14 protein-coding genes are annotated in these 12,528 nt (G+C 70.1%); 8 read left to right on the top strand and 6 right to left on the bottom strand.

All coding sequences use genetic code 11. The annotated features are described in order from the left end of the window. Nucleotides 1-136: 136 nt before the first annotated feature. Nucleotides 137-1,114 carry a carbohydrate kinase family protein gene (locus tag ABZ795_RS24105; RefSeq protein ID WP_327024759.1) on the top strand — a complete coding sequence of 326 codons (978 nt, stop codon included), beginning with the start codon at nt 137-139 and terminating at the stop codon, nt 1,112-1,114. A 27-nt stretch (nt 1,115-1,141) separates the two neighbouring features. Further along, entirely contained in the window at nt 1,142-1,453 is a 312-nt protein-coding gene (locus ABZ795_RS24100; protein ID WP_357531967.1) for a hypothetical protein, read from the top strand. 102 nt (nt 1,454-1,555) lie between these two features. On the opposite strand, the gene ABZ795_RS24095 is transcribed toward ABZ795_RS24100, so the two are convergent. Then, nucleotides 1,556-1,780 carry a sulfurtransferase TusA family protein gene (locus ABZ795_RS24095; RefSeq protein ID WP_357531966.1) on the bottom strand — a complete coding sequence of 75 codons (225 nt, stop codon included), beginning with the start codon at nt 1,778-1,780 and terminating at the stop codon, nt 1,556-1,558. Further along, on the bottom strand, nt 1,777-2,928 hold the full coding sequence (locus ABZ795_RS24090) for an aminotransferase class V-fold PLP-dependent enzyme (RefSeq protein ID WP_357531965.1): 1,152 nt from the start codon (nt 2,926-2,928) through the stop codon (nt 1,777-1,779). The genes ABZ795_RS24095 and ABZ795_RS24090 overlap by 4 nt, the downstream gene beginning before the upstream one ends. Before the next feature lie 198 nt (nt 2,929-3,126). On the opposite strand from ABZ795_RS24090, the gene coxB reads away from it, so the two are divergent. Both coxB and ABZ795_RS24080 read left to right on the top strand, forming a co-directional pair. Beyond that, on the top strand, nt 3,127-4,098 hold the full coding sequence (coxB, locus tag ABZ795_RS24085) for a cytochrome c oxidase subunit II (protein WP_357531964.1): 972 nt from the start codon (nt 3,127-3,129) through the stop codon (nt 4,096-4,098). A 10-nt stretch (nt 4,099-4,108) separates the two neighbouring features. Next, nucleotides 4,109-4,537: a cytochrome c oxidase subunit 4 gene (locus ABZ795_RS24080; protein WP_357531963.1), complete on the top strand. Its 429-nt coding sequence runs from the start codon at nt 4,109-4,111 to the stop codon at nt 4,535-4,537. Between the two features lie 362 nt (nt 4,538-4,899). Here ABZ795_RS24080 and ABZ795_RS24075 read toward each other — a convergent pair whose 3' ends face one another. From ABZ795_RS24075 to ABZ795_RS24060, 4 genes are all read right to left on the bottom strand, one after another. Beyond that, nucleotides 4,900-5,094 (bottom strand): hypothetical protein, encoded by a 195-nt coding sequence (locus ABZ795_RS24075; protein ID WP_327024764.1) that lies wholly within the window; start codon nt 5,092-5,094, stop codon nt 4,900-4,902. A gap of 228 nt (nt 5,095-5,322) precedes the next feature. After that, complete coding sequence (gene trpD, locus ABZ795_RS24070) at nt 5,323-6,369, bottom strand: anthranilate phosphoribosyltransferase (protein WP_357531962.1); 1,047 nt, start codon at nt 6,367-6,369, stop codon at nt 5,323-5,325. Nucleotides 6,370-6,450: 81 nt separating this feature from the next. Continuing rightward, nucleotides 6,451-6,846: a hypothetical protein gene (locus ABZ795_RS24065; RefSeq protein ID WP_327024766.1), complete on the bottom strand. Its 396-nt coding sequence runs from the start codon at nt 6,844-6,846 to the stop codon at nt 6,451-6,453. Between the two features lie 162 nt (nt 6,847-7,008). Next, the gene (locus ABZ795_RS24060; RefSeq protein ID WP_357531981.1) at nt 7,009-7,932 is read right to left on the bottom strand and encodes a cytochrome c oxidase assembly protein; all 924 of its coding nucleotides are present in this window, start codon (nt 7,930-7,932) and stop codon (nt 7,009-7,011) included. Between the two features lie 168 nt (nt 7,933-8,100). Between ABZ795_RS24060 and ABZ795_RS24055 the strand changes: the two genes are divergently transcribed. The 4 genes from ABZ795_RS24055 to ABZ795_RS24040 all read left to right on the top strand — a co-directional run bounded on the left by ABZ795_RS24055 (nt 8,101) and on the right by ABZ795_RS24040 (nt 12,370). Continuing rightward, nucleotides 8,101-8,700, top strand: coding sequence for a heme-copper oxidase subunit III (locus ABZ795_RS24055; RefSeq protein WP_327024767.1), 600 nt, complete (start codon nt 8,101-8,103; stop codon nt 8,698-8,700). A 67-nt stretch (nt 8,701-8,767) separates the two neighbouring features. Further along, entirely contained in the window at nt 8,768-9,607 is an 840-nt protein-coding gene (locus tag ABZ795_RS24050) for a cytochrome c (protein WP_327024768.1), read from the top strand. A 70-nt stretch (nt 9,608-9,677) separates the two neighbouring features. Beyond that, entirely contained in the window at nt 9,678-10,754 is a 1,077-nt protein-coding gene (locus ABZ795_RS24045; RefSeq protein WP_327024769.1) for a Rieske 2Fe-2S domain-containing protein, read from the top strand. Next, nucleotides 10,751-12,370 carry a cytochrome b N-terminal domain-containing protein gene (locus ABZ795_RS24040; RefSeq protein WP_357531961.1) on the top strand — a complete coding sequence of 540 codons (1,620 nt, stop codon included), beginning with the start codon at nt 10,751-10,753 and terminating at the stop codon, nt 12,368-12,370. The genes ABZ795_RS24045 and ABZ795_RS24040 overlap by 4 nt, the downstream gene beginning before the upstream one ends. Nucleotides 12,371-12,528: the final 158 nt, after the last annotated feature.

Here is a 12,528-nt window from a genome sequence, read left to right as displayed (position 1 = left end):
TGGTCCCGGCGCAGGGCCGATGGCGAGGCTCCCGAGGATCTTGACCAGGGCCGGAGTCCGGGTCCGACGGAGTGGTCGGTCGGGGGCCGGAGGGCGATACGCTGTTCGGGCTCTGCCGCCGACCCTGAGGGCTGCCATGAAGATCGCCGTGACCGGCTCGATTGCCACCGATCACCTGATGAGTTTCCCGGGTCGGTTCGCCGATCAGCTCATCGCCGACCAGCTGCACAAGGTGTCGCTCTCCTTCCTGGTGGACGACCTGGTGCTGCGCCGGGGCGGGGTGGCGGCCAACATCGCGTTCGGCATGGGGCAGTTGGGTATGCGGCCGGTGCTGCTGGGTGCCGTCGGCGCCGACTTCGCCGACTACCGCTCCTGGCTGGAGCGGCACGGGGTGGACTGTGACTCCGTGCACGTCAGCGAGGTGGCCCACACGGCCCGTTTCGTCTGCACCACCGACACCGACATGTGTCAGATCGCCTCCTTCTACGCCGGCGCGATGAGTGAGGCGCGCAACATCGAGCTGCGGCCGGTCGCCGAGCGCCTGGGCGGTCTCGACCTGGTGCTGGTCGGCGCCAACGACCCGGCGGCGATGCTGCGTCACTCCGAGGAGTGCCGGGAGCGCGGCTACCCGTTCGTCGCCGACCCCTCACAGCAACTCGCCCGGATGGACGGCGAGGATGTGGTGGGGCTGATCGACGGCGCCGAGTACCTGATGACCAACGACTACGAGAAGTCCCTGCTGCAGAGCAAGGCCGGGCTGAGCGACGACCAACTGCTGGACCGGGTCCGGATCCGGGTCACCACCCTGGGCAAGCACGGGGTGGAGATCGCGGGGAGGGAGATCGACCCGATCCACGTGCCGATCGCCCGGGAGGCCCAGGCGGTCGACCCCACCGGGGTCGGGGACGGCTTCCGCGCCGGCTTCTTCACCGCACTGTCCTGGGGGGTGGGGCTGGAGCGCGCCGCCCAGGTCGGTTCGCTGCTAGCCGCCCTGGTGCTGGAGACCGTCGGCACCCAGGAGTACCAGGTACGGCGGGACCTGTTCGTCAAGCGCCTGGCCGAGTCGTACGGCGACGAGGCGGCCGACGAGGTCCGTCCGCACCTGCTGCCCTGACGGTTGCCGGCGCGCGTCCGGGGTGCGTTGGTCTTCAACGATCTGCACAACGATCGCGGCGTCCCGCTGGTGCAGACCTACGCCATGCCGCCCGCCACCACCTGGGATCAGGTCCGGTCCGGAGTCGCCGGTCAGCTCGACGGATGGAACGAGGTCGGGGACTGCACCGACACGGGCGAGCGGCAGGTCCAGTGCTCCTGGTCGGAGTCGACCCGCTGGTGGCCCCGCCTGGTGCGGATCGTCTTCCTCCGGCCACCCGCGCCGGGTGTCGCCGGTTCCCACCTGTGGCCCGACAACACCTTCCTGGTGATCGGCTCCGCCCGCGGCGCCAACCGCTGACAACGCGCCCTGTGGCGACGACCGCAGGCCGGATCAGCCGGCATCACGTTGTTAACAGGGGGCCCCGCCTATGCGCGAGGCGTTAATAAGGTGCCCTTCCTTTCACTGTCGGCGGCGGATGTGGTGGGCGGAGCCGGTGGTGCCGAGGAATTCCTGGTCGCGCATCCGGCACCAGGCCGGAATGTCCACCGCCGCCGCCGGGTCGTCGGCCAGCACCCGCAGCACCGCGCCGACCGGAAGCTGCGGCAGCCGGCGGGCCAGGGCGATCACCGGCAACGGGCAGCGCTGACCGAGACAGTCGAGGACCTCGTCGGGTTCGGTGGTCACAGCCCGACCACCCCGGCCTCGGCCCGCAGGTCGGCGACGATGCCGGGCAGTTCGGCGAGGAACCGTTCCACCTCAGCCTCGGTGCTGCCGGAGTGCAGCGAGACCCGGACGTTGCCGTGCGAGAGCACCCCCATCGCCTCCAGGACATGCGAGGGTCGCAGGGTCGAGGAGGTGCAGGAGGAGCCGGACGAGACCGCGAAGCCGCGGCGGTCCAACGCGTGCAGCAGCGCCTCACCGTCGACGTACAGGCAGGAGAAGGTCACCAGGTGCGGCAGCCGGTGCTCAGGATCACCGACCACCTCCACGTCCGGCACCTCGGCGGCCACCCGGGCCCGGATCCGGTCCACCAGGGGCGCCAGCCGGGCCGCCTGGGCCGCCGCGTCGGCCGCCGCCGCGCGCAGGCTGGCCGCTGCCGCGACCACCGCCGGCAGGTTAACCGTGCCGGGGGTACGCCCCGACTCCCGCTCGTCGGCCGGCCAGGGCGACTCCCACCGGGTGCCCTTGCGGATCACCAGCAGCCCCACCCCGGGCGGGCCACCCCACTTGCGGGCGCTCGCGGTCAACACCGACCAGCCCTGCGGTATCGGCAGCCGCCCCACCAGCTGAGCGGCGTCGATGTAGAGCGGCACCCCCGCCTCGCCGCAGGCCGCCGACGCCGCCTGGACCGGCTGGATGGTGCCCACCTCGTGACTGGCCGCGATCAGGGCGGCCAGCGCCACCCCGGGGCCGGTGACCGCCCTGGACCAGGTCTCCAGATCCAGTCGGCCCAGCCGGTCCACCGGCACCTCGACGGCGACCCCTCCGCCCGCCGTGTGGCGCTGCGCGGCGTGCAGCACGGCGGAGTGCTCGATCGCGGAGTGGACCAGCACCTCACCGGCCCGTCGCCGCCCCAACAGGCCCCCGAGCACGGCGGAGTGGGCCGCGGTCGTACCGCTGCTGGTGAAGGAGAGCTCGTCGGGGCGTACCCCCAGGGTCTGCGCGGCGGCCTCGCGGGCGGCGTCGAGCAACTGACGCGCCCGCCGGGCGGAGGTGTACAGGCGGTCGGGGTCGGCCCACCCGTCATCGAGGGCGGCAAGTAGCGCCTGCCGGGCGACCGGGTGCAGCGGCGCGGCGGTGGCCGCGTCCAGGTAGACCGGGGATGGAATCACATCTACCTACGCTATCGCCCCCGGCCGCGACAAGATCCCCCATCCGGGGGCGGACAGTGACCCCAACCGGGTCGAGCCCGTCATGGTCGAGTAATCTGCGACCGTCGGTGACGCCTTTGCCGCTGGTGTGGCGGCTCCGCTCGGCGGAGCCGGCCAGATCGAAAAAGACACCGCGGCGCGCTAGGGAGGCAGGACCAGGTGGTCGCAAGGAGTTCGGAGGTACGGCCGACGGCCGTACGGCGCAGCGCATCTCCGCCAGCCGGTGCGCGGCGGGGGCGTCGTGCCGGGCGTCTCGCCGGGCTCGGATTCGGTGGGGCGGCGCTGCTGGTCCTGCTCACGGGCTGTGATGTCGGAGCGGCGTTCGGGGGCTTCGGCTGGCCGCAGGGTGGCATCACCCCGGAGGCCCGGCAGATGTACGACCTGTGGATCGCCTCGTGCATCGCGGCGCTCGCGGTCGGCGTCTTCGTCTGGGGCCTGATCTTCTGGTGCGTGGTGCGGTACCGCAAGCGCGGTAACGAGCTGCCGGTGCAGACCCGCTACAACCTGCCGATGGAGTTCCTCTACACCATCGCCCCGGTGCTGATCGTCGCGGTGCTGTTCTACTACACCGCGGTCGTGCAGACCGACGTGGTGAAGACCAGCCGCAACCCCGACGTCACCGTCGAGGTGGTCGCCTTCAAGTGGAACTGGCAGTTCAACTACCGCGACGGCCAGGGTGTGGACGCCAACACCACCGCCTCGGTGCTGGGCACCAGTGAGGTCATCCCGATCCTGGTGCTGCCGAGCAACCGGTCCATCCGGTTCGAGGAGACCAGCAAGGACGTCATCCACTCGTTCTGGGTGCCGGAGATGCTGTTCAAGCGGGACGTCTTCCCGGGCAGCATCCGCAACGTCTTCGAGGTCTCCTCGCTGGAGTCCGAGGGTGCCTACGTGGGCCGGTGCGCCGAGCTGTGCGGTAGCTACCACGCCTTCATGAACTTCGAGCTGCGGGTCGTCTCGCCGGAGAACTTCGACCGCTTCCTCGCGGCCAAGCAGGACGGTGCCACCACCCAGGAGGCGTTGACCGCGATCGGCGAGGAGCCGTACGCGATCACCACCAAGCCGTTCGAGACGCGGCGTACCCAGGACAACTTCAACCGGGGCAGCGCGCCGCTGGGCGCGGGAAGCTGAGGCGGCGGCCATGAAGACCGAGTGGCGCATCTTCTTGATCATTGCCGCGTTCCTGCTCTTCGCATGCTTCCTGTACGGCGGCTGGACCTGGGCCGACTCGGGTGGCCGCGTGGAGTGGATCGGCACGGTGGCTCTGCTGCTGTCGTTCCTGCTCTGCTCGATGTGCGGTGGCTTCTTCTGGTTCGTCTCCCGCCGCATCGACCTGCGCCCGGAGGACCGGCCGGACGCTGAGATCGCCGACGGTGCGGGCGAGATCGGCTTCTTCAGCCCCGGCAGCTACTGGCCCTTCGCCCTGGCGCTGGCCGCCACGATCGCCGGCCTGGGCCTGGTGTTCTGGCAGATGTGGCTGCTCGGCCTCGGCGCGGTAGCGGTCATCTTCGCCGCCTGCGGCCTGCTGTTCGAGTACTACACCGGCACCCGCCGCACCGCCGAACACTGACCCACCCTCTCTCCGACACCACGAAGGCCCGCCTCCCCCCAGGGAGGCGGGCCTTCGCACATCTACACCTTTCCCCGGCGCCCCGCCCCTGTCCCCGCCCCACCCCGGCCCCGCGTCCTTGCCCCGCCTCTTCCGCCCCCGCGTGTCGGCGGGCAGGCACGCCCTCGCGCCGTCGATCTTGCACTTTCAGTCGCCTTTCTGCCCGTATATGAGGCTTTTGCGGAGACAGAAAGTGCAAGATCGGAGCGGCAGCGGAGGCGCGGAGGCGGGCGGAGCGCGGGGTGTGGCGGAGGGCGGGGTGTGGCGGAGGGCGGGGTGGGTGAGCGCGTGGGGGTGAGTGCCTGCGTCGGGGGTGGGGTGGGTTAGGCGGCTTGGCGGGGGGTGGTGTGGGGGAGGAGGGTGCGGGTGATCGGGGGGAGGGCGGCTAGGAGGAGGGCGGTGCCGCAGCGGGTGCAGGCCAGTTCGGGGCAGGCCGAGCCGTGGCCGTCGAGGCAGGGAGGGGCCTCGAAGAGTTGGCGGTCCCCGCAGGTGTCGCAGTGCAGCTCGCGCTCGGCCATGATGACTCCTCCGTTCGGCTGGGCCGCGACTGTGCCTGCCGCCCGGCGGGACGCTCGGGCCGGCCGTCGCGGCGACCACCGCCGACGATCGTGGGAATTACTCGCTTGTAGCTTCCCACGCGGCCCTGACACTTCTGCCGCAGCCCACCACCGTGACCAGGCCAGCCAGTGCACCCCCCCCGCAGCCCGCTGCGGATCACCCGCGGCCTGAGGCGGAAAGCGCCGGGGTCAGGCGGTGCGGGCGACCTCGATCCAGCGGTCCAGGGTGCGGGCGGCGGCGCCGGAGTCGATCGACTCGGCGGCCCGTTCCAGGCCGGGACGCAGCGCGGTGGTCAGGTCACCGTCCAGCGGTCCCTGGGTGGCCAGCGCCGCAGCGGCGTTGACCAGGACGGCGTCGCGTACCGGGCCGGGCTCACCGGCCAGCAGACGACGGGCCACCTGGGCGTTGTACGCGGCGTCACCGCCACGCAGGTCGGCCAGGGTGGCCCGGGGTACCCCCAGGTCGGTCGCGTCGACCACGGCCTGCCGGACGGTGCCGCCCTGGGCTACCCAGAACCGGGTGGGCGCGGCCGTGCTGAACTCGTCCAGGCCGTCCTCACCGCGCATCACCAGCACGGAGTCGCCCCGGGCGGCGAACACGGCGGCCATCACCGGAGCCATCGTGGCGTCGAAGCAACCGACCGCACCGGCCCGGGGACGTGCCGGATTGGTCAGCGGGCCGAGGAAGTTGAAGGCGGTCGGCACCCCCAGTTCCCGGCGTACCGGGCCGGCGTGGCGCATCCCTGGGTGGAACCGGGCGGCGAAGCAGAAGCCGATGCCCACCTCGGCCACACACCGGGCCACCTGCTCGGGGCCGAGATCCAGCGGTACGCCGAGGAACTCCAGCAGGTCGGCGGTGCCGCAGGAGGAGGAGGCCGCCCGGTTGCCGTGCTTGACCACCGAAACCCCGGCACCGGCGACCACCAGGGCGGTCATCGTGGAGATGTTCACCGTGTGAGCTAAGTCCCCGCCGGTGCCGACCACGTCCAGGGCGCCGACGCGTACCTGCTCGGGCAGTTCGACCGGGACGGCGCGGCTCAGCATCGCCTCCACCAGCCCACCCACCTCGGCCGGTGTCTCGCCCTTGGCCCGCAGGGCCACCGCGAACCCGGCGATCTGGGCGGGGGCCGCCGAGCCGGACATGATCTCGCCCATCGCCCAGGATGTGTCGGCGGCGGAGAGTTCCTCCCCGCGCAGCAGCGCGGTGAGCAGGTGCGGCCAGGTCCGTTCGCCCATAGCGGGCCTCCCGAGCAGACGAGTGCGGGTGGGGGACCGGCGCCGGCTCCTCCGGCGCCGTGGCGGTGCCGGTGTGATGCCTCAGGCGGGGGTGTGGGTCCGCAGCAGCTCGGTGACCGTGGCGGCCGCGGTCACCGGGTCGAGGGGGTGCACCAGAGTGGCGTCTACCTCGGCGTACGCGGCGAGCCAGCGATCCGCGGCGCGGGCGATCACCACGCAGGTCGGGGGGGCCTTCTCGAAGTCGTCCTTGATCTGCCGGGCGATGCCGATGCCACCACCGGGGGAGGCCTCACCGTCGAGCAGCATCAGGTCGATCTCGTAGTCGTCGACCAGCCGGACGCACTCGGCGTAGGTGGACGCCTCGACGAACTCGATGCGCAGATCGGCCGCGGGGCGGGTGCCGACGGCGAGCCGCATCCGGTCCCGTACCTGTGGGTCGTCGCTGTAGAGCAGGACGGTGCACAGACGATCGCTCATGCCGACACTCCGCTTCGCTTCCTGCCGCTCGCCACCGAGGATCGCGGCGAGCCGGGTGACCCGCCCGCTGATGGCTTCGAGACGGCTTTCACCTCGTAGCTGCGTGGCCGATCGTACCGGTCGGGGTGCCCTGCACCGCACGCCCCCCGCTGAGGTGACAGGTCAGCCGGCGGCCTCGGCGGCGCGTTCGCGGGCCTCCTGACGGTCCAGGTCGCGGTCGACCCGCCGGGCCTCCCGTTCGGCATGCCGCATCCACTGCACGACCAGTACGGCGAGCATCGTCACACTGACGAACTCGCCACCGGCCCACAGGATGCCCCCGGCGAGCACCTGGTCCTCCCAGGGATCGGCCCAGCTCAGCCCCAGGGAGGGGTACCAGTCGCCGCCGAAGAGGGTCGAGCTCTGCATGATGGTCAGGCCGAGCACGGTGTGGAACGGCACCGACAGCAGCATCAGCAGGGCCCGGGCCGGGTACGGCCAGCGGCCCGGCAGCGGGTCCAGGCCGAGCAGCGGCCAGAAGAACACGCAGCCGGTCATGATGAAGTGCGCGTGCACCAACTCGTGCGCCCAGACGTGTTCCAGGGTGTAGCGGTACAGGTCGGTGAAGTAGAGCGCGAACGGGTTGACCACGAAGATGGCGAAGGCCACCAGCGGGAAGGTGTAGATCCGCGCGATCCGGCTGTGCACCACCGCCAGCAGCCGCTTGCGGGGCACCGGCGGCAGGGTCCGCAGGGCCAGGGTCACCGGGGCGCCCAGGGCCAGGAAGATCGGCGAGATCATGGACAGCACCATGTGCTGGACCATGTGCACCGACAGCAGGGTGGTGTCGTAGGCGTGCAGCCCGCTGAGGGTGACCGAGGCGATGCCGCCGAGGCCGGGCCCGAGGAAGAAGACCGTACGCGCGATCGGCCACCGGTCGCCGCGTATCCGCAGGCGGTGCACCCCGTAGAGGTAGAGGCCGGCGGCCAGCACCAGGACCACGGCCAGCCAGTTGTCCAACTTGGCCTCGGTGAACACCGTGGTCACCGAGAAGGGTGGCGGGGTGGCCTCGGCGGCCAGCGTCGCGGCCCCACCCGGGCCGGTCAGGCCCGCCGTGAGCTGCGGCGCGGCCGGTACGGCCGGGAAGATCGGATCGACGTGCAGCACGCCAATCAGCCTAGGTCAGGCGAACCGGACGGTACCGATCGGGCCATCTGTACCTGGGTTTGGCCACCCCGCTGATCGCCTGCCGTGGTCAAGGGCAATAATGACCGCGTGACTGCGGCCCCAGCCATTGACAAGAGCCGGATCCACTCTCTGACGCGTCCCAACATGGTCAGCGTCGGGACGATCGTCTGGCTCTCCAGTGAACTCATGTTCTTCGCGGCGTTGTTCGCGATGTACTTCTCCATCCGCGCGGCGGCGCCGGAGCAGTGGGAGAAGCACACTGCGGTACTCAACGTCCCGTACGCGACGACCTTCACGGCGATCCTGGTGCTCTCCTCGATCACCTGCCAGATCGGTGTGTTCGCGGCGGAGCGGGGTGACGTGCACGCGCTGCGGCGCTGGTTCACGATCACCTTCGTGATGGGCCTGATCTTCGTGATGGGCCAGGCGAACGAGTACCGCGAGCTGGTGCACCACGGCATCAAGATCAACGAAGACGGCTACGGCTCGATGTTCTACCTGACCACCGGTTTCCACGGCCTGCACGTGATCGGTGGACTGATCGCCTTCGTGATCTTCATGATCCGTACCACGATGGGCCGGTTCACCCCGGCGCAGGCCACCTCGGCGATCGTCGTGTCGTACTACTGGCACTTCGTCGACGTCGTGTGGATCGGGCTCTACGCCATGATCTACTGGCTCCAGTGATCTTGGCGCCCGCGCGCCGTCGCTCCACCCCCTGAGACAAGGTCCAAACCGGTTAAGGACACAGCTCATGACTTCTGACAACGACCGCCGACGCGGTCTGCTCGCGCGGCTGCGCGGGCGGCCCGTGGCGCGCAGCAGGGGCCGCCGTCGGCTGGGCGCCGCGGTCCGGCTGGTGGCCGCGTTGATGCTCGCCGGCGGCGCGTACACGCTTCTCGCTCCGAGCGCGTCGGCGCAGGACAACCCGCCCTTGAGCGGTGCCGCCGCCGACGGCAAGGCGCTGTTCGACGTGAGTTGTGTGACCTGTCACGGTCGCAACGCGCAGGGGGTCGAGGGGCGCGGGCCGAGCCTCATCGGCGTCGGCGCGGCCTCGGTCGAGTTCCAGGTCAGCACGGGCCGGATGCCGATGGCCCGGCAGGAGGCCCAGGCGCAGCGCAAGCCCGAGGTGTTCAACCCCGACGAGATCGACCAGCTGGCCGCGTACGTGCAGCAGCTGGGTGGCGGTCCGACCATGCCGGCCGGTGACAACCTGCACGCCGACGGCAATGTCGCCCTCGGTGGCGAGCTGTACCGGATCAACTGCGCGCAGTGCCACGCCTTCAGCGGCGGCGGCGGTGCCCTCTCCTCCGGCAAGTACGCGCCGAGCCTCTCGCCGGCCACCGACCGGCAGATCTACGCCGCGATGCTGAGCGGGCCGCAGAACATGCCGGTGTTCGGCGACAACCAGATCACCCCGGAGCAGAAGGCGGACATCATCGCCTACATCCAGAAGTCGTTGAACAACGACGCCGACCCGGGCGGTCTGTTCAACCTGGGCCGCTACGGCCCCTCCACCGAGGGTGTGGCGATCTTCCTGGTCGGCATGGTCGCGCTGGTCTTCGCCAGCCTGTGGATCGCAGGCAAGTCGTGATCGAGCTGATCTCCCGAGTCAGTGCTGTGGTGCCGCCACGGGCCGGTGCCGAGCGGAGCGAGGTGGCGGCATGAGCACCCACACGGCCCACCCGGGCCACGAGCAGGTCGACGTGCACGACCCTCGGCTGAGTCAGTTCGACATCGTCCGTGAGGGCGCCCGCCGCGACGACATCGAGATCGTCCACTACGAGCAGCAGGTGCTGCCGGGCAGCAAGGCCGAGCGCCGGCTGGTCCGTACGGTGGCCGCGATGTTCCTGCTCACCGGCCTGGCCGCGACGGCCTTCCTGGTGGTCTACATCTGGTGGCCGTGGGAGTACGAGATGGGTCGCGGGGGCGACAAGCTCTACACCCCGCTGCTCGGTCTGACCCTCGGTGTGGCCCTGCTCGGACTGGGCTTCGGCATCCTCACCTGGGGCAAGAAGCTGCTGCCCAAGGAGGTGTCGATCCAGGATCGGCACGAGGGCGCGGTCTCCAGCGACGACCAGCGGATCACCGGGCAGACCATGGCCTACATGGCCGACGAGCTGGGCGTCAAGCGTCGTCCGCTGCTCGGTGTGTCGCTGCTGGCCGGCCTGGCGCCGGTCGGTGCGGTCGCCGCAGCGCCGCTGGTGGGTGGATTGATCTCCAACCCGCACAAGAACAACCAGATGATGACCACCGGGTTCAGCCCGCAGGACGGTCAGAAGATCCGACTGGTACGCGAGGACGGCCGCCCGATCCGGCCGGCGGACATCAGCGCCGGTGGCCAGATCACGGTCTTTCCCGGGATCGAGCACGGGGTGAGCAACCTGCACGCCGACTCGCCCACCCTGCTGATCCACCTGCGCGAGGCCGACGCGGAGATGTCGCGCCGCAACAACGAGCGGGTGGGGCACGGCGGCTACATGTGGGGCAACTACGCCGCCTACTCGAAGATCTGCACGCACGCCGGCTGCCCGGCGAGCCTGTACGAGGAGCAGACCAACCGGCTGCTCTGCCCGTGCCACCAGTCGCAGTTCCTGATCACCGACAACGCCAAGCCCATCTTCGGCCCGGCCAGCCGGCGACTGCCTCAGCTGCCCATCGAGGTGGACGCTGAGGGCTACTTCGTGGCGAAGTCCGACTACACCGAAGCTGTCGGGCCCGACTTCTGGGAGCGGCCGTGAAGCGGCGCAAGTTTGACATGGCAGCGTTGCCCGGCAAGACCGGCCGGGCGGTCGACGAGCGCTTCCAGGTGGCTACCCCGCTGCGCCGGCTGCTGAACAAGGTCTTCCCGGACCACTGGTCCTTCCTGCTGGGCGAGATCGCGCTCTTCTCGTTCATCGTCCTGCTGCTGACCGGTGTCTTCCTGACCTTCTTCTTCGAGCCGGCGATGACCGAGGTCATCTACAACGGCAGCTACGCCCCGCTGCGGGGCACCCCGATGTCGGCCGCGTACGCCTCGACCCTGGACATCTCGTTCGACGTCCGGGGTGGCCTGATCATGCGGCAGATGCACCACTGGTCCGCGCTGCTGTTCATGGCCGCGATCGTGGTGCACATGCTGCGGGTCTTCTTCACCGGCGCGTTCCGCAAGCCGCGGGAGACCAACTGGATCATCGGTTCGCTGCTGTTCTGGGTCGGCTTCCTGGCCGGCTTCACCGGCTACTCGCTGCCGGACGACGGCCTGTCCGGCACCGGTCTGCGGATCGCCTCGGCGATCATGCTGTCCATCCCGGTGATCGGCTCCTGGGTGACCTCCTCGGTGTTCAGCGGGGAGTTCCCCGGCACGATCATCATCAGCCGGTTCTTCATCGCCCACGTGCTGCTCGTACCGGGTCTGCTGGTCGCGCTGATCAGCGCCCACCTGGGGCTGGTCTTCAAGCAGAAGCACACCCAGTGGCCGGGCCCGGGCCGGACCAACGGCAACGTCGTCGGCGAGCGGATGTTCCCCCGGTACGCGATCAAGCAGGGCGGCTTCTTCATGGTCGTCTTCGGCGTGATCGCGCTGATGGGCGGTCTGTTCCAGATCAACCCGGTCTGGCTGTTCGGCCCGTACGAGGCCTGGGTGGTCTCCGCGGCCAGCCAGCCCGACTGGTACGTCATGTTCCTCGACGGCTCGACACGGTTGATGCCGGACTGGGAGATCTTCATCCCGATCGGCGAGGGTTATGTGATTCCGCCGTTGTTCTGGCCGACCGTGGTGCTACCCGGCATCCTGGTGATGCTCTCCCTGTTCTATCCGTTCATGGAGGCGCGTTACCTGAAGGACTACCGCAGCCACAACCTGCTCCAGCGTCCCCGGGACGTGCCGTTCCGCACCGCCCTGGGCATGATGGCCATCACCTTCTACGTGATCCTGACGCTGACCGGTGCGAACGACGTCATCGCCGACAAGTTCCAGATCAGCCTGAACGCGATGACCTGGGCCGGCCGGATCGGTCTGCTGATCCTGCCGCCGGTGGCGTACTACCTCACCTACCGGATCTGCCTGGGTCTGCAGCAGCACGACCGGGAGGTGCTGGCCCACGGCGTGGAGACCGGCATCATCCGACGGCTGCCGGACGGTCGGTTCGTCGAGGTGCACCAGCCGCTCAGCTCGGGCGGCGAGCACGGCGAGCTGCCGTACGTCGGTTGGGTCGTGCCGAAGAAGATGAACCGGCTGGGGGCCCTAGGCCCGGCCATCCGGGGCTTCTTCTACCCGATCGAGAAGCCCGCTGAGGCGCCGGTCTCCCCGGGACACCCCCCGGTCGAGCCCCGCGCCGAGCGGGAGGAGATCGGCAGCGGAGACAGCCGCAGCTGAGTAGAACCGCATAGTGGTACGTGGCGCCCGTCGGATGATTCCGGCGGGCGCCACGCCCGTATTCGGCCTTCTCCCGCCTCGGCGGAGCTTCCCGCCCCTCACCGGGACGCAGGAATAACCCCGGTCAGCCGGGTATCCGTGCGGTCCAACGTCTCAAC

Source organism: Micromonospora sp. NPDC047134 (genome assembly GCF_040643455.1).
Taxonomy (GTDB): domain Bacteria; phylum Actinomycetota; class Actinomycetes; order Mycobacteriales; family Micromonosporaceae; genus Micromonospora.
This window is presented reverse-complemented; position numbering and strand designations above follow the sequence as displayed.